This is a genomic window from Streptomyces antibioticus, assembly GCF_002019855.1.
GTDB lineage: Bacteria > Actinomycetota > Actinomycetes > Streptomycetales > Streptomycetaceae > Streptomyces > Streptomyces antibioticus_B.
This window is the reverse complement of the sequence record NZ_CM007717.1, coordinates 6,269,600-6,287,398: the sequence shown is the minus strand read 5'-3', so window position 1 is coordinate 6,287,398 and position 17,799 is coordinate 6,269,600. Positions and strand designations below refer to the sequence as shown.

Below are 17,799 nucleotides of genomic sequence, written 5' to 3'. Positions count from 1 at the left end.
CTTCGCCAACCCCGTACGGACTCATGGACCCACCGGCCCTTACCCGGCCTGGGGGTCACCCTTGGTGTAGGTCAGGCGCTCCACGGCGCCCGGCCGGAAGTCGTCCTCGATCTTCTTGCCGTTGACGAAGAGGTCGATCGCCCCGGCGTCACCGAGGACGAGATTGATCTTCTCGCTGTCCTGGAAGGTCTTGGAGTCGCCCTGCTTGAGCAGGCCGTCGAAGAGCAGCCGGCCGTTGTGGTCCTTGGCGGAGATCCAGCTACGGCCGTCGGTGGCGCTGACCTGGACGGTCACCTTGTCCTGGGGTGCCGCGGCGATGGCGCTGTCGGAGGGCTCGGGCTTCTGGTCGACGGGCTTCTCGGTCTTGGGGGTGGGCGAGGCGGTGGCGCTGGCCGCCGGGGTGCCGCCCTCGGCGACCTGTTCCTTCGAGCCGCCGTCGTCGCCGCCCTTGACCGCGGTGAAGCCGACGAAGCCGATCACGGCGACGATCGCGGCGACCATCGCCGCGGTCCAGTTCGGGCCGCGGCGCTCGGGGCGGATGCGTTCCGCCTCGAACAGGGGTGCGGGAGCGGTCGGCGCGGGCCGGCCGCCGTGGGTGGCGTCGTAGCGCTCGATCAGCGGGGCCGGATCGAGGTGGACGGCCCTGGCCAGCGTCCGGATGTGCCCGCGCGCGTAGACGTCTCCGCCGCACGGGGCGAAGTCGTCCGCCTCGATGGCATGGACGATGGCGATGCGGACCCGGGTGGCGGTGCTGACGTCGTCGACGGTCAGCCCGGCCGTGATGCGCGCCTCGCGCAGGGCACGGCCGATCGAGAAGGGGACTTCCTCGGACGGGTCTTCGAACGGACGCTCGTCTTCAGGAGAGTTGCCGATGGACACGGGGGCGCCTTTCGAGCGTGTAGCCACCTGTGCTGGAGGTTCAGTCTAGGGGGGGTGCCAAAGGGAGGGGCAACCGGGCGGTACGACTTTGTACGCCATCGGAATGGCCGGACAATCCGATGACGGGCCAGGCACGGCGCTCGGTTGAAAGCCGTACCTGATCCTCTCGCTCAACTGGACGTTCGTCGCAGGGAAACGGTTGCTCTGAGATCTCTAACGGGTGAGTCACGGTCGCGTCTACCCCCGTGCCGGGCCGCTATCCCTCGGACTCACCGCGGATCACCGCGAGCACGCCGTCCAGTTCGTCCGGCTTCACGAGGACGTCACGCGCCTTGGACCCCTCGCTGGGGCCGACGATGTTGCGCGACTCCATGAGGTCCATCAGCCGGCCGGCCTTGGCGAAGCCGACGCGCAGCTTGCGCTGGAGCATCGAGGTCGACCCGAACTGGGTGGAGACGACCAGCTCGGCCGCCTGGCACAGCAGGTCGAGGTCGTCGCCGATGTCCTCGTCGATCTCCTTCTTCTGCTTGGTCCCGACGGTGACGTCGTCCCGGAAGACGGGCGCCATCTGGTCCTTGCAGTGCTGGACGACCTCGGCGACCTCGGCCTCGGTGACGAACGCGCCCTGCATACGCGTCGGTTTGTTGGCCCCCATCGGCAGGAACAGCCCGTCGCCCTTGCCGATCAGCTTCTCGGCGCCGGGCTGGTCGAGGATGACCCGCGAGTCGGCGAGCGAGGAGGTGGCGAAGGCGAGCCGGGAGGGCACGTTCGCCTTGATCAGACCGGTGACGACGTCGACGGAGGGGCGCTGGGTGGCGAGCACGAGGTGGATGCCGGCCGCGCGCGCGAGCTGCGTGATCCGCACGATCGCGTCCTCGACGTCACGCGGGGCGACCATCATCAGGTCGGCCAGCTCGTCCACGATGACCAGCAGGTAGGGGTAGGGCTGGAGTTCGCGCTCGCTGCCCTCGGGCGGCTTGACCTTGCCGTTCCTTATGGCCTCGTTGAAGTCGTCGATGTGCCGGAAGCCGTACGCGGCGAGGTCGTCGTAGCGCAGGTCCATCTCGCGGACGACCCACTGGAGAGCCTCGGCGGCCCGCTTGGGGTTGGTGATGATCGGGGTGATCAGGTGCGGGATGCCCTCGTAGGCGGTCAGCTCGACGCGCTTGGGGTCGACCAGGACCATCCGCACGTCCTCCGGTGTCGCGCGGACCATGATCGAGGTGATCAGGCAGTTGATGCAGGACGACTTGCCGGAGCCGGTGGCGCCGGCCACCAGGATGTGCGGCATCTTCGCGAGGTTGGCCATCACATAGCCGCCCTCGACGTCCTTGCCGAGCGCGACCAGCATCGGGTGGTCGTCCTCCGCCGCGTCCGCGAGCCGCAGCACGTCGCCGAGGTTGACCATCTCGCGGTCGGTGTTGGGGATCTCGATGCCGACCGCCGACTTGCCGGGGATCGGGCTGATGATCCGTACGTCGGGGCTGGCGACCGCGTAGGCGATGTTCTTGGTGAGCGCGGTGATCCGCTCGACCTTCACGGCGGGGCCGAGCGTGACCTCGTAGCGGGTGACCGTCGGCCCCCGGGTGAAGCCGGTGACGTCGGCGTCCACCTTGAACTCGGCGAAGACCTGGCGCAGGGAGTCGACGATGGCGTCGTTGGCGGCGCTGCGCGACTTGCCGGGTCCCCCGCGCGTGAGGAGGTCGAGCGACGGCAGGGAGTAGGTGATGTCCCCGGAGAGCTGGAGCTGCTCCGCGCGCGGCGGCAGGTCGCGGATCTCCTCAGGGGCCGACTTGGTGAGGTCGGGCACGGCCTGTTCGGGGCTGAGCTTCTCCTGCCTGGCCCGCTTCGCGGGGGCCGGGACCGGGGTGGGGACGGGGGTGGTCTCCTCGCGGTCGCCCACGCTGACGCCCTGGGTGAGGTCGGCGACGAGCGGCGAGGGCGGCATGCCGTGCAGGACGGCGCCGTCGAGGTCGGCCGCGGCCGCCGCGGCGATGTCCACGGCGTCCAGCTTCCGGTTCATCGCGGGCTGCGGCACCGCGGAGCGCCGGGGCCGGCCGCGGCGCTTGGCGAGGGCCTCCTGCTCGGCTTCCTCGGCATCGAACTCCCGGGGGGCGTTCCGATGCCCGCGGGGGCGCGCGGGCAGCGCTTCGCGCCACTGGTCGTCGTAGCGCTCGTCGTCGGCGCCGAACTCGCCGAACTCGTCGAACCGGTCCGGCTCGGGGGCGTCGAGCACTCCCAGGCGTACGCCGAGCGCCCGCAGCCGCTGCGGAACGGCGTTGACCGGGGTGGCGGTGACGACCAGCAGTCCGAAGATCGTCAGCAGCACCAGCAGGGGTACGGCGAGCATCTCGCCCATGGAGTACGTCAGCGGGGTCGCCGCGCCCCAGCCGATCAGACCGCCGGCGTCCCTTATCGCCTGCATGCCGGCGCTGCGGGCGGGCGAGCCGCAGGCGATGTGGACCTGGCCGAGGATCCCGATGACGAGGGCGGACAGGCCGATCACGATCCGCCCGTTGGCCTCGGGCTTCTCGGGGTGGCGGATGAAGCGCACGGCGACGGCCGCGACCAGGATCGGCACCAGCAGGTCGAGCCGGCCGAACGAGCCGGTCACCAGGATCTCCACGAGGTCCCCGACCGGTCCGCGCAGATCCGCCCAGGTGCCCGCGGCGCAGATCAGCGCGATCGCGAAGAGCAGCAGCGCGAGGCCGTCCTTGCGGTGGGCGGGGTCGAGGTTCTTCGCGCCGTTCCCTATGCCGCGGAAGACGGCGCCGACGGCGTGCGCCAGTCCGAGCCAGATGGCGCGCACCAGGCGGTACACGCCCCCGGTGGGGCTCGGCGCCGGCTTGGGCGCGGGCGCGGCCTTCTTCGCCGCGGCCTTGCGGGCGGGCGCTTTCTTGGCCGGAGCCTTCTTCGCGGCGGCCTTCGCCGGAGCCTTCGAGGGAGCAGCCGCCTTCTTGGCGGGCTGCTTCTTGGCTGCGGAGGGACGTGAGGCCATGGGTGTGAGGTTACCGGGGGAGGCCACAGGGGACACGCGTGCCCACTGCTTCACCCGTTCGTGTCGTCACCACTGTGGCGCGGAAGTGACGCTTCCGCTTCGAGGAGGGGGACGCCCGCCGCATCCCCCGTGTGCGAGGGCGGAACTGAGGGACGCTCATGCCCAACTGCTCCCGCCCCTCACGTCAGTTCTGCGACGGCAGTGCGGAGGCGCCGCCGGTACCCGGCTCCAGCGCGTCCAGCGCCCGCCGCAGACCGGTGAGTTTGCGCTCCAGATGGGCCGCCGTGGCCACCGCCGCCGCGTCCGCCGACTCGTCGTCGAGCTGCTTGGACAGCGCCTCGGCCTGCTCCTCGACGGCCGCGAGCCGCGCCGACAGCTCGGCGAGCAGCCCCGCCGGCTCCTTGGCACCACCGCTCGCCGCGGCCTTGCCGCCGCCCTCCAACTGGAGCCGCAGCAGCGCCGCCTGCTCCCGGAGCTGGCAGTTCTTCATGTACAGCTCGACGAACACGGAGACCTTCGCGCGCAGCACCCACGGGTCGAACGGCTTGGAGATGTAGTCCACCGCACCGGCCGCGTACCCCCGGAAGGTGTGATGCGGGCCGTGGTTGATCGCCGTGAGGAAGATGATGGGGATGTCTCTGGTGCGCTCTCGCCGCTTGATGTGCGCGGCCGTCTCGAATCCATCCATTCCCGGCATCTGGACGTCCAGCAGAATGACCGCGAAGTCGTCCGTCAGCAGTGCTTTGAGCGCCTCTTCCCCGGACGATGCCCGCACCAGCGTCTGATCGAGCGCAGAGAGGATCGCCTCCAGCGCCAGCAGATTCTCCGGCCGGTCATCGACCAGGAGGATCTTGGCCTTCTGCACCATGGCCCGCCCTCCTCGCCCCGGCAGTGCACCGGGCGCCGCCCCTGGGGACGACTCCTTTGCGCCGCCCTTCCTTGTGCCGGTCATGGTAGCCGCACCCCGACCGTCGCCACACCCTGTCACCGTGATGTCACTGTGCACATAGCGGGAACGGGGCGGAAGACCAGAAGGTTCCCCGGATCCCGCCCCGTTACACCGCCTTGCGCACCTCGAGTCCCGGGAGCCTCACGCCTCCCGCATCCACTGCTCCATCACCGACAGCAGATGATCGGGATCGACCGGCTTCGTCACATAGTCGGAGGCGCCCGACTCGATCGCCTTCTCCCGGTCGCCCTTCATCGCCTTCGCCGTCAGCGCGATGATCGGCAGCCCCGAGAACTGCGGCATCCGCCGGATCGCCGTCGTCGTCGCGTACCCGTCCATCTCGGGCATCATGATGTCCATCAGCACCACCGCCACGTCGTCGTGCTGCTCCAGGACCTCGATGCCCTCCCGGCCGTTCTCCGCGTACAGCACCGACAGCCCGTGCTGCTCCAGCACGCTCGTCAGCGCGAACACATTGCGGATGTCGTCGTCGACGATCAGCACCTTCTCGCCGCCGAACCGGATGACCCGCTGCCCCTGCGGCGCCTGCCACGGCCCGGACTCCCCGGCGAGCCGCTCACCGCCGTTCACCGACCGCCGCCGGCGCCGGAAGAGCGCGGCCGCGCCGTTCTGCGTCTCCTGGTACGACTTCACCTCGGCCGGCGTCTCGATCTCCGTCTCGGTCAGCTCCGACAGCTCCGCGGCGCCGTTCTCCGACGCCACCAGGTCCCCGGCCTCCAGCGCGGCCACGGCCTGCGTGTAGCCCTGCGGCGGCAGCTCGCTCGGGTGCAGCGGCAGATACAGCGTGAACGTCGAACCGCGGCCCGGCTCGCTCTGCGCGTGGATCTCACCGCCCAGCAACTGCGCGATCTCCCGCGAGATCGACAGCCCGAGCCCCGTACCGCCGTACTTGCGGCTGGTCGTGCCGTCCGCCTGCTTGAACGCCTCGAAGATCACCCGCATCTTGCCGGCCGCGATCCCGATACCCGTGTCGGTCACCGAGAACGCGATCAGCGCGGCGTCCGGATCGGTGAGCGAACCGGCCTCCAGCAACTGCTCCTTGATCGCCACCGGGACGTCCGCCCCGGCCGGCCGGATCACCAGCTCCACCGACCCGGAGTCGGTGAACTTCACCGCGTTGGACAGCAGGTTGCGCAGCACCTGGAGCAGCCGCTGCTCGTCCGTGTGCAGCGTCGCCGGCAGCTCCGGCGAGACCCGCACGGACAGGTCGAGGCCCTTCTCCGCGGTCAACGGCCGGAAGGTCGCCTCGACATAGTCCACGAGCTGGACCAGCGCGATTCTTGTCGGCGAGACGTCCATCTTGCCCGCCTCGACCTTCGACAGGTCCAGGATGTCGTTGATCAACTGGAGCAGGTCCGAGCCGGCCCCGTGGATCGTCTCCGCGAACTCGACCTGCTTGGGGGTGAGGTTGGTGTCCACGTTGTCGGCGAGCAGCTTGGCCAGGATCAGCAGCGAGTTCAGCGGCGTGCGCAGCTCGTGCGACATGTTGGCGAGGAACTCGCTCTTGTAGCGCATCGACACGGCGAGCTGCTCGGCGCGCTCCTCCAGAACCTGCCGCGCCTCCTCGATCTCGGTGTTCTTCACCTCGATGTCCCGGTTCTGCTGGGCCAGCAGCTCGGCCTTCTCCTCCAGTTCGGCGTTGGACGCCTGGAGGGCCTTCTGCCGCTGCTCCAACTCCGCCGACCGCTCCCGCAGTTGCTCGGTCAGCTCCTGCGACTGCTTCAGGAGCTGCTCCGTCTTGGTGTTCACCGAGATCGTGTTGACGCTCGTCGCGATCATCTCGGCGAGCTGGTTGAGGAAGTCCTTCTGGATCTGTGTGAACGGCGTGAAGGAGGCCAGCTCGATCACCCCGAGCACCTGGCCCTCGAACAGCACCGGCAGCACGATCACCTGCGCGGGCGGCGCCTCGCCGAGCCCCGAGGAGATCTTCAGATAGCCGCTCGGCGCGTTCTCCACGAGGATCGTCCGCTTCTCCTCCGCGGCCGTCCCCACCAGCGCCTCACCCGGCCGGAACGACGTCGGCATCGACCCCATCGAGTAGCCGTACGACCCCAGCATCCGCAGCTCGTACGGGTCGTCCGTGCCGTCCGCCGACGGCATCGCCAGGAAGAACGCGCCGTGCTGCGCGGCCACCAGCGGCGGCAGCTCGCTCATGATCAGCGAGGCCACGTCCTCCAGGTCGCGCCGCCCCTGCATCAGCGCCGACACGCGCGCGAGGTTGCCCTTCAGCCAGTCCTGCTCCTTGTTGGCGATCGTGGTGTCGCGCAGGTTGGCGATCATCTTGTTGATGTAGTCCTGGAGTTCCTGGATCTCCCCCGACGCGTCCACGTCGATCTTGAGATTCAGGTCGCCGCGGGTCACCGCGGTCGCCACGCGCGCGATGGCGCGCACCTGCCGGGTCAGGTTCCCGGCCATCTCGTTCACCGACTCGGTCAGGTCCCGCCAGGTGCCGTCGACGTCACGCACGCGTGCCTGTCCGCCGAGCTGCCCCTCGGTGCCCACCTCGCGGGCCACCCGGGTGACCTCCTCGGCGAACGACGAGAGCTGGTCGACCATCGTGTTGATGGTCGTCTTCAGCTCCAGGATCTCCCCGCGCGCGTCGATGTCGATCTTCTTCGTCAGGTCACCCTTGGCGATGGCCGTCGTCACCATGGCGATGTTGCGCACCTGACCGGTCAGGTTGGACGCCATCTGGTTCACCGACTCGGTGAGGTCCTTCCAGGTGCCCGCCACGCCCGGCACATGCGCCTGACCGCCCAGGATGCCGTCCGTGCCCACCTCGCGGGCCACCTTGGTGACCTGGTCGGCGAACGAACTCAGCGTCTTCACCATGGTGTTGAAGGTGTCGGCGAGCTGCTGCACCTCACCGCGCGCCTCGATCGTCACCATCCGCGTCAGATCGCCGTTGGCGACCGCCGCCGCGACCTGGGAGATGTTGCGCACCTGCATGGTCAGGTTCTTGGCCATCAGGTTCACATTGTCGCTGAGGTCCTTCCAGATGCCCGTGACCCCCGGCACGTGCGCCTGGCCGCCCAGGATGCCCTCGGTGCCCACCTCGCGGGCCACCCGGGTCACCTGCTCGGCGAACGACGACAGTTGGTCGACCATCGTGTTGACGGTGGTGACCAGTTCGAGGATCTCGCCCTTGGCGTCGACGGTGATCTTCTTCGACAGATCGCCCTTGGCGACCGCGGTCGTGACCTCGGCGATCTGACGCACCTGGATCGTCAGGTTGTTCGCCATGAAGTTCACCGACTGCGTGAGGTCCTTCCAGGTGCCGGAGACACCCTGCACCTCGGCCTGACCGCCGAGCTGGCCCTCCGTACCCACCTCACGGGCCACACGCGTGACCTCCTGGGCGAAGGAGGAGAGCTGGTCCACCATCGTGTTCAGGGTGTTCTTCAGCTCCAGGATCTCCCCGCGCGCGTCCACGGTGATCTTCTGGGACAGGTCACCCCGGGCCACCGCCGTGGCCACCTGGGCGATGTTGCGGACCTGCGCGGTGAGGTTGCCGGCCATGCCGTTCACCGAGTCGGTCAGATCCCGCCACACACCGGCCACACCGGGCACCTGCGCCTGGCCGCCGAGGCGCCCCTCGGTGCCCACGTCCCGGGCCACCCGGGTCACCTGGTCGGCGAACGCGGAGAGCTGGTCCACCATCGTGTTGATGGTGTTCTTCAGCTCCAGGATCTCGCCCCGCGCGTCCACGTCGATCTTCTGCGACAGATCACCCCGGGCCACGGCCGTCGTCACCTGCGCGATGTTGCGCACCTGCGAGGTGAGGTTCCCCGCCATCGAGTTGACGGAGTCCGTCAGCTCCTTCCAGGTGCCCGACACCCCGTCGACCCGCGCCTGACCGCCCAGCCGCCCCTCGGTGCCCACGTCCCGCGCCATCCGCGTCACCTGGTCGGCGAACGACGAGAGCTGGTCCACCATCGTGTTCACGGTGTTCTTGAGCTGGAGCATCTCGCCGGAGACGTCCACGGTGACCTTCTGCGACAGATCACCGTTGGCCACCGCCGTGGTGACCTGCGCGATGTTCCTCACCTGTCCGGTGAGATTCCGGAACGCCGTGTTGACGGAGTCCGTCAGGTCCTTCCACGTCCCCGCCGCGCCCGACACCTGCGCCTGGCCGCCCAGCTCACCCTCGACACCGATCTCCCGCGCCACGCGCGTGACCTCGGCACCGAACGCCGAGAGCTGGTCCACCATGCCGTTGACGGTGTTCTTCAGCTCCAGCATCTCGCCGGCCACGTCCACCGTGACCTTCTGCGACAGATCACCGCTGGCCACCGCCGTCGTCACCGCCGCGATGTCCCGCACCTGCGTGGTGAGGTTGCGGAACACGGTGTTGACGGAGTCCGTCAGGTCCTTCCACGTCCCCGCCGCGCCCGGCACATTGGCCTGCCCGCCGAGCCGCCCCTCGGCACCCACCTCGTTGGCCACCCGCGTGACCTCGTCCGCGAAGATCCGCAGCGTCTCGGTCATCTGGTTGATCGTGTCCGCGAGCTGCGCGACCTCACCGCGCGCCGGCACGGTCACCTTCCGCGACAGATCACCGCCCGCGACCGCCGTGGTGACCTCGGCGATCTGACGCACCTGCGCCGTCAGATTGCCGGCCATGGTGTTCACCGAATCGGTGAGTTCCTTCCACACACCGTCCACACCCGACACCTGGGCCTGACCGCCCAGCATGCCGTCGGTGCCCACCTCACGCGCGACGCGTGTCACCTCCGACGAGAACGCCGAGAGCTGATCCACCATCGTGTTGACGGTGTTCTTCAGCTCCAGCATCTCGCCTTCGACATGAACCGTCACCTTCCGTGACAGATCACCCTTGGCCACCGCCGTCGTCACCAGCGCGATGTCCCGCACCTGCGCCGTCAGCCGGTACGCCATCGTGTTGACCGACTCCGTCAGGTCCTTCCACGAACCCGACATCCCGCGCACCTGGGCCTGACCGCCCAGCTTGCCCTCGGTCCCCACCTCGCTGGCCACCCGCGTGACCTCGTCGGTGAACGTCGACAACTGGTCGACCAGGTTGTTGACCGTCCGCCCGACCTTCAGGAACTCCCCGCGCAACGGCTGCCCGGCGACCCCCTCCGGGGTCTGCGTCCGCAGCTCCATCCGCGGCGACAGATCACCCTCGGCCACCGCCGACAGCACCCGCCCGACCTCGGACACCGGCCGCACCAGGTCGTCCACCAGCGCGTTCGAGTTGTCGATCGCGGCCGCCCAGGAGCCCTCACAGGCCCCCGTCTCCAGCCGCTCGGTGAGCTTGCCCTCCCGGCCCACCATCCGCCGGACCCGCGACATCTCACCCGTGAGATGGAGATTACGGTCCGCCACCTCGTTGAAAACGGCCGAGATCTCCGACATCACGCCGTCGCCGGACACCGTGAGCCGCTTACGGAAATTACCGTCCCGCATGGACACCAGCGCGGCCAACAGCCGGTTCAGCGCCGCGGTGTCCACCACCGTGGTGCCACCGCGCGGCGCCCGCCTGCTCAGGGTCTGTCCGCCCTTCGCGCGCGCCTTGGTGCCCCGCGTCGCTGCGCCAGACTCCACTTTGTCCCTCCCGCAGGGGTCGACCGTCACCGCTGACCTTCACCACAAGCTTGCCCAGTGTTTCACCCTTGCCGAACCCGGCCATAACAGTTCGGCAGCTTCGCACACCGTCCCCACACCCATGGGACGGAAACACTGCTGACCGGCATCCGCAGGGGCGGGGAAGGTAAGTAACCTTGCATGCGGCTGTCCAGCCACGCCGGTCCAGACCGGCCTGGGCGGTGGCACGAGGCGCACGAGCGGGCATCGGAGGGGCGGCCGCACACAATGACCACCGGACTGATCCCTGGGGGACAGCCCCCGGACCCCCGGCCGTCCGACCCGCGCGCGCCCGAGCAGCGCGGCGACCCGACCGGCCAGGGATCCCCGCACGTCGACAACCGGCCGAGGAGTTCTGTGATCACCGCGCGCGCGGCCGCCAGCTTCGAGCCCGTCGGGCGATCCGTCGCGACCGCCCGCGCCTTCGTCCGCGACACCCTCCAGGGCTGGGGCTTCGCCGACATCGTCGACGACGCCGTCGTCCTCACCAGCGAACTGGTGACCAACGCCGTCGTCCACGCGGGCACACACGCCGACGTCCTGTGCCTGCGCTCCGAGGACGGCGTACGCATCGAGGTGGGCGACCGCTACCCGGAGCGCGAGATCCCCCTCCAGGGCTCCCCCGCCACCATGGGCAGCCCCGACCGCGAGGGCGGCCGCGGCCTCCAGCTCTGCGCGGCCATCGCCACCCGCTGGGGCGTCGAGTACACCCCCACCCACAAACAGGTCTGGTTCCAGCTCGACCTCCCCGACCGGCCCGTCGGCACCCGCGCCGCGGGACCCTCCCTGCCGCCCGACCTGCTGCCGCTCGCCGACAGCCGCGTCCGCGTCGCCGTCGTCCAGATCGACCGCTCCGGCGCCATCTCCTCCTGGAACGAGGACGCCGAGGAACTCTTCGGCTACACCGCGGACCAGGTCACCGGCAAGCCCCTCACCGACCTCGCCGCCTGGCCGCACACCCCCGGCACCGGCACGGGCATCGCCGAGGCCCTCCAGCTCTCCCGCTGGGAGGGCAGCTACGGCATCCGCGGCGCCACCGGCCGCGTCACCCCGGTCTACGCCTCCCACCTGCGCGTCCGCGACACCGACGGCGAGCCCTCCACGGTCTGCCTCCTGGTCCGCGACCACGAACGCGCCGTGCTCCAGACCCCGTCCCGTCACCCGGCCTCCGACACCGCGCCCGCCGACGGCCAGAGCGCCGACCCGTTCGAGGTCTTCATCGGCTCCCCCGCCCCCGACGACCTCGACGGCCTCCTCCAGCGCACGGTGGAACGCGCCCGGGACATGCTCGACGGCGACTCCGCCTTCCTGCTCCTGGCCACCGACGACGAGACGGAACTGGAGGTCCGCGCCTCCACCGGCCTGCCCTCCGCCCGCCAGCGCTTCGCCCGCGTCCCCGTCGAGGCGGGACCCGGCCGCTACGGCTCCGCCCGCATGCCGGCCGTCCACGAGGACCTCCTCGCCGTCCCCGGCGCCGTCCCGCTGCTCAACAACACCGGGATGCGCTCGGTCGTCACCGTCCCGCTCAAGGTCGAGGGCCGCCTCACCGGCTCCCTCGGCGTCGCCGCGGAGAGCCCCGGCCGCTACTCGAACGAGGAGGCCCTGCGCCTCCAGTTCGCCGCCGACCGCATCGCCCTCGCCGTCGAGTCCGCCCGCCTCGGCGAACTGGAACGCCTGCGCAGAGGCTCCCTGAGCTTCCTCGTCGAGGCGTCCGACCTGCTCGCCGGCACCCTGGACCGCGACCAGACCCTGGCCCTCATGGCCCAGATGACCGTCCCGACCCTGGCCACCTGGTGCGCGGTCTACACGATCGCCGACCAGGCGTCCGAGCCCTACCTCTCCTACGTCCTGCACGAGGACGAGGAACTCATCGACGGCATCAAGTCACTGCTGTCCAAGGTCTCCCCGCCGGACCCGGTCCCCACCCCCGGCGCCCGCATCTGGGCCGCCCCCGCCGCGGCCGCGCACGACTCGGCCCTGCGCAGCTCCATGCGCAGCCTCGGCCTGAGCGGCAGCCCCACCCACCAGGTCTCCTCCGGCATCGGCCCCACCCTCGCCACGGCCGCCGCGGTCGGCGGCGAGACCGTCGTCCTGCCCCTGGTGGCCCGCAACCGCGTCATCGGCATGCTGACCCTCGGCAAGCCCACCGACGAGCACTTCCGCCAGGAGATCCTCGAACTAGCCGAGGACCTCAGCCGCCGGGCCGCCCTCGCCCTGGACAACGCCCGCCTCTACTCCGAGCGCACGGCGATCAGCCAGTCCCTCCAGCGCAGCCTGCTGCCCCCGGGACTGCCCGACATCGACGGCGTGGAGGTCGACGTCATCTACCGCGCGGCCGGCGAGGGCAACGAGGTCGGCGGCGACTTCTACGACGTCTTCCCGATCAGCGACGGCGCCTACGGCTTCGCCATCGGCGACGTCTGCGGCACCGGCCCGCACGCGGCCGCCGTGACCGGCCTGGCCCGCCACGCCCTGCGGCTGCTGGCCCGCGAGGGCCTCAGCGGCCCGGCCGTCCTGGAGCGCCTCAACTCCGCCATCCTCGACGAGGGCGACCGCAGCCGCTTCCTCACCCTGCTCTACGGCGAGATGCGCCCGCAGGCCGACGGCAGCGCGGAACTGAAGGTCGTCTGCGCGGGCCACCCGCTCCCCCTGCGCCTGCGCCAGGACGGCACGGTCGAACCCGCGGCCGAACCCCAGCCCCTGCTGGGCGTGATGGACGACCTGGAGCTGTACGAGCAGACGGTGATCCTCGATCCGGGGGACGTCCTGCTCTGTGTCACGGACGGCGTCACCGAGCGCCGCGAGGGCACCCGCATGCTGGGCGACGACGGCCTGGCGGACGTCCTGACCACCTGCACCGGTCTGACGGCCGGCGCGGTTGCGGCCCGCATCATGCGTGCCGTGGAACGCTTCGCCTCGGACGCCCCGTCCGACGACATGGCGATCCTGGCGATGCGCGTGGCGTAAGGGAGTCGAGACGAAAAGGGCATGAGAAAAGCCCCCGCCCGAAAGGGCGGGGGCTTTCTTCGTGGAGCCCCCTAACGGAATCGAACCGTTGACCTTCTCCTTACCATGGAGACGCTCTGCCGACTGAGCTAAGGGGGCTGGTCACTTTTCGAGGTTTCCCTCGCGGCAACGGAATAGAGCATACCCCGAACGGGCCGGTGTTCCCAAACTCGTTCAGAAGGCGGGCTGAAGCAGTCCTCCGAGTGCGTTGCACGCGGCGACGATGCGCTGCATGTCCCGTCTCGTCAACGTGGCGTCGACCGGCAGGGAAAGCGTCTCGTCGGCGGCCAGCTCGGTCTCCGGCAAGGACACACAGCGCCGGAACTCGGGCAGCCGGTGCAGCGGCGTCTTCACGGGCACCCGGCACTCAACTCCCCTGCCCCGCAAGGCGCGTGCGAAGGCGTCACGGTCGGGCCGGCCGTTCCCCGGCACCCGCACCACGTACTGCTGATAGGTGTGCCCGTCCCCGCCCTCGGGCCTGCGCACCCCGCGCAGCCGGGCATCGAGATAGGCGGCCCGCTCCCGACGCCGAGCGATCTCGTCGTACGGCTCGTCGGACTCCCCCTGCTCCAGCACCAGCAGCCCGTGCCGCCGCCCGAGCCCCCGCAACGGCCCGACCTCGGCCGGTCGTCCGAACCGGTGCACGACAACGACGGCCGCCGTCCGCGGAGTTACGACGGCCTCGACGGCCCCCGGGTCCAGGCAGTACGTCACGGGGTCGATGTCGGCGAACACCGGCAGCGCACCCACGAGGGTGACCGCACCGGCGACTTCGGCGTTCCCGAAGGACGGTACGACGACCTCGTCACCGACTCCGACGCCGGCGGCCCTGAGCATTGCGGCAGTACCCATGCTGTGGATGTTCGACGCGCAACGTGAACGTCAAGTGACGGCAAACAAAAAAGGGTTGGGCTCCGAACCGAAGTTCAGAACCCAACCCTTTTGAATGATTGTTCGGCGGTGTCCTACTCTCCCACAGGGTCCCCCCTGCAGTACCATCGGCGCTGTGAGGCTTAGCTTCCGGGTTCGGAATGTAACCGGGCGTTTCCCTCACGCTATGACCACCGAAACACTATGAAACTGTTTCAGCCGCACCACGCCCTGACACGGGCGTGGGGCTGTTCGTGGTTTCAGAACCAACACAGTGGACGCGAGCAACTGAGGACAAGCCCTCGGCCTATTAGTACCGGTCACCTCCACACGTTACCGTGCTTCCAGATCCGGCCTATCAACCCAGTCGTCTACTGGGAGCCTTACCCCATCAAGTGGGTGGGAGTCCTCATCTCGAAGCAGGCTTCCCGCTTAGATGCTTTCAGCGGTTATCCCTCCCGAACGTAGCCAACCAGCCATGCCCTTGGCAGAACAACTGGCACACCAGAGGTTCGTCCGTCCCGGTCCTCTCGTACTAGGGACAGCCCTTCTCAAGACTCCTACGCGCACAGCGGATAGGGACCGAACTGTCTCACGACGTTCTAAACCCAGCTCGCGTACCGCTTTAATGGGCGAACAGCCCAACCCTTGGGACCGACTCCAGCCCCAGGATGCGACGAGCCGACATCGAGGTGCCAAACCATCCCGTCGATATGGACTCTTGGGGAAGATCAGCCTGTTATCCCCGGGGTACCTTTTATCCGTTGAGCGACGGCGCTTCCACAAGCCACCGCCGGATCACTAGTCCCGACTTTCGTCCCTGCTCGACCCGTCGGTCTCACAGTCAAGCTCCCTTGTGCACTTACACTCAACACCTGATTGCCAACCAGGCTGAGGGAACCTTTGGGCGCCTCCGTTACCCTTTAGGAGGCAACCGCCCCAGTTAAACTACCCATCAGACACTGTCCCTGATCCGGATCACGGACCCAGGTTAGACATCCAGCACGACCAGAGTGGTATTTCAACGACGACTCCACCTGAACTGGCGTCCAAGCTTCACAGTCTCCCACCTATCCTACACAAGCCGAACCGAACACCAATATCAAACTGTAGTAAAGGTCCCGGGGTCTTTCCGTCCTGCTGCGCGAAACGAGCATCTTTACTCGTAGTGCAATTTCACCGGGCCTATGGTTGAGACAGTCGAGAAGTCGTTACGCCATTCGTGCAGGTCGGAACTTACCCGACAAGGAATTTCGCTACCTTAGGATGGTTATAGTTACCACCGCCGTTTACTGGCGCTTAAGTTCTCAGCTTCGCCAMSMCGAAKMBTGACTAACCGGTCCCCTTAACGTTCCAGCACCGGGCAGGCGTCAGTCCGTATACATCGCCTTACGGCTTCGCACGGACCTGTGTTTTTAGTAAACAGTCGCTTCTCGCTGGTCTCTGCGGCCACCCCCAGCTCGRRSAGCAAGTSYYCTCACCARDBRTGGCCCCCCTTCTCCCGAAGTTACGGGGGCATTTTGCCGAGTTCCTTAACCATAGTTCACCCGAACGCCTCGGTATTCTCTACCTGACCACCTGAGTCGGTTTAGGGTACGGGCCGCCATGAAACTCGCTAGAGGCTTTTCTCGACAGCATAGGATCATCCACTTCACCACAATCGGCTCGGCATCAGGTCTCASMCTMWRTGWSWGGCGGATTTGCCTACMTSWCGKSCTACACCCTTACCCCGGGACAACCACCGCCCGGGCTGGACTACCTTCCTGCGTCACCCCATCACTCACCTACTRCMASYYTGGKYCRKCGGCTCCACCACTYYCCTTKCCCCGAAGGSTCCGGRRCGGCTTCACGGMCTTAGCATYRMYDGGTTCGATGTTTGACGCTTCACAGCGGGTACCGGAATATCAACCGGTTATCCATCGACTACGCCTGTCGGCCTCGCCTTAGGTCCCGACTTACCCTGGGCAGATCAGCTTGACCCAGGAACCCTTAGTCAATCGGCGCACACGTTTCTCACGTGTGAATCGCTACTCATGCCTGCATTCTCACTCGTGAACCGTCCACCACTGCCTTCCGGCGCRGCTTCACCCGGCACACGACGCTCCCCTACCCATCMMWRNMGSCGTTGGSCSTRTTRYWKSAATGACACGACTTCGGCGGTACGCTTGAGCCCCGCTACATTGTCGGCGCGGAATCACTAGACCAGTGAGCTATTACGCACTCTTTCAAGGGTGGCTGCTTCTAAGCCAACCTCCTGGTTGTCTCTGCGACTCCACATCCTTTCCCACTTAGCGTACGCTTAGGGGCCTTAGTCGATGCTCTGGGCTGTTTCCCTCTCGACCATGGAGCTTATCCCCCACAGTCTCACTGCCGCGCTCTCACTTACCGGCATTCGGAGTTTGGCTAAGGTCAGTAACCCGGTAGGGCCCATCGCCTATCCAGTGCTCTACCTCCGGCAAGAAACACACGACGCTGCACCTAAATGCATTTCGGGGAGAACCAGCTATCACGGAGTTTGATTGGCCTTTCACCCCTAACCACAGGTCATCCCCCAGGTTTTCAACCCTGGTGGGTTCGGTCCTCCACGAAGTCTTACCTCCGCTTCAACCTGCCCATGGCTAGATCACTCCGCTTCGGGTCTTGAGCGTGCTACTAAARYCGCCCTGTTCGGACTCGCTTTCGCTACGGCTACCCCACCCGGGTTAACCTCGCAACACACCGCAAACTCGCAGGCTCATTCTTCAAAAGGCACGCAGTCACGAGAWMWSWGCAAGCWSWKWTCCGACGCTCCCACGGCTTGTAGGCACACGGTTTCAGGTACTATTTCACTCCGCTCCCGCGGTACTTTTCACCATTCCCTCACGGTACTATCCGCTATCGGTCACCAGGGAATATTTAGGCTTAGCGGGTGGTCCCGCCAGATTCACACGGGATTTCTCGGGCCCCGTGCTACTTGGGTGTCTCTCAAACGAGCCGCTGACGTTTCGACTACGGGGGTCTTACCCTCTACGCCGGACCTTTCGCATGTCCTTCGCCTACATCAACGGTTTCTGACTCGTCCYRYSGCCGGCAGACSRYRGAAGAGAGATCCCACAACCCCGCACACGCAACCCCTGCCGGGTCTCACACGTATACGGTTTGGCCTCATCCGGTTTCGCTCGCCACTACTCCCGGAATCACGGTTGTTTTCTCTTCCTGAGGGTACTGAGATGTTTCACTTCCCCTCGTTCCCTCCACACTGCCTATGTGTTCAGCAGCGGGTGACAGCCCATGACGACTGCCGGGTTTCCCCATTCGGAAACCCCCGGATCAAAGCCTGGTTGACGACTCCCCGGGGACTATCGTGGCCTCCCACGTCCTTCATCGGTTCCTGGTGCCAAGGCATCCACCGTGCGCCCTTAAAAACTTGGCCACAGATGCTCGCGTCCACTGTGCAGTTCTCAAACAACGACCAGCCACCCATCACCCC

Annotated in this window: 6 protein-coding genes, 1 tRNA gene and 2 rRNA genes; 1 reads left to right on the top strand and 8 read right to left on the bottom strand. The window is 67.7% G+C overall.

The features are described 5' to 3' along the window. Positions 1-39 precede the first annotated feature (39 nt). From AFM16_RS28565 to AFM16_RS28550, 4 genes are all read right to left on the bottom strand, one after another. Positions 40-879: a helix-turn-helix domain-containing protein gene (locus AFM16_RS28565; protein ID WP_030798427.1), complete on the bottom strand. Its 840-nt coding sequence runs from the start codon at positions 877-879 to the stop codon at positions 40-42. Positions 880-1,135: 256 nt separating this feature from the next. Beyond that, the gene (locus tag AFM16_RS28560; RefSeq protein WP_078635075.1) at positions 1,136-3,877 is read right to left on the bottom strand and encodes a DNA translocase FtsK; all 2,742 of its coding nucleotides are present in this window, start codon (positions 3,875-3,877) and stop codon (positions 1,136-1,138) included. A gap of 184 nt (positions 3,878-4,061) precedes the next feature. After that, entirely contained in the window at positions 4,062-4,745 is a 684-nt protein-coding gene (locus tag AFM16_RS28555; protein WP_078635072.1) for a response regulator, read from the bottom strand. 222 nt (positions 4,746-4,967) lie between these two features. Beyond that, complete coding sequence (locus AFM16_RS28550; RefSeq protein ID WP_107419170.1) at positions 4,968-10,415, bottom strand: HAMP domain-containing protein; 5,448 nt, start codon at positions 10,413-10,415, stop codon at positions 4,968-4,970. Between the two features lie 267 nt (positions 10,416-10,682). Between AFM16_RS28550 and AFM16_RS28540 the strand changes: the two genes are divergently transcribed. After that, positions 10,683-13,421, top strand: coding sequence for a SpoIIE family protein phosphatase (locus AFM16_RS28540; RefSeq protein WP_078635070.1), 2,739 nt, complete (start codon positions 10,683-10,685; stop codon positions 13,419-13,421). Between the two features lie 62 nt (positions 13,422-13,483). On the opposite strand, the gene AFM16_RS28535 is transcribed toward AFM16_RS28540, so the two are convergent. The 4 genes from AFM16_RS28535 to AFM16_RS28520 form a co-directional block, all read right to left on the bottom strand. After that, positions 13,484-13,559: transfer RNA gene (locus tag AFM16_RS28535), tRNA-Thr, on the bottom strand. A 75-nt stretch (positions 13,560-13,634) separates the two neighbouring features. Then, positions 13,635-14,297 carry a DegT/DnrJ/EryC1/StrS family aminotransferase gene (locus AFM16_RS28530; RefSeq protein WP_030798417.1) on the bottom strand — a complete coding sequence of 221 codons (663 nt, stop codon included), beginning with the start codon at positions 14,295-14,297 and terminating at the stop codon, positions 13,635-13,637. A gap of 115 nt (positions 14,298-14,412) precedes the next feature. Further along, positions 14,413-14,529, bottom strand: a 5S ribosomal RNA gene (gene rrf, locus AFM16_RS28525). A gap of 91 nt (positions 14,530-14,620) precedes the next feature. Further along, positions 14,621-17,742 (bottom strand): 23S ribosomal RNA (locus AFM16_RS28520). Positions 17,743-17,799: the final 57 nt, after the last annotated feature.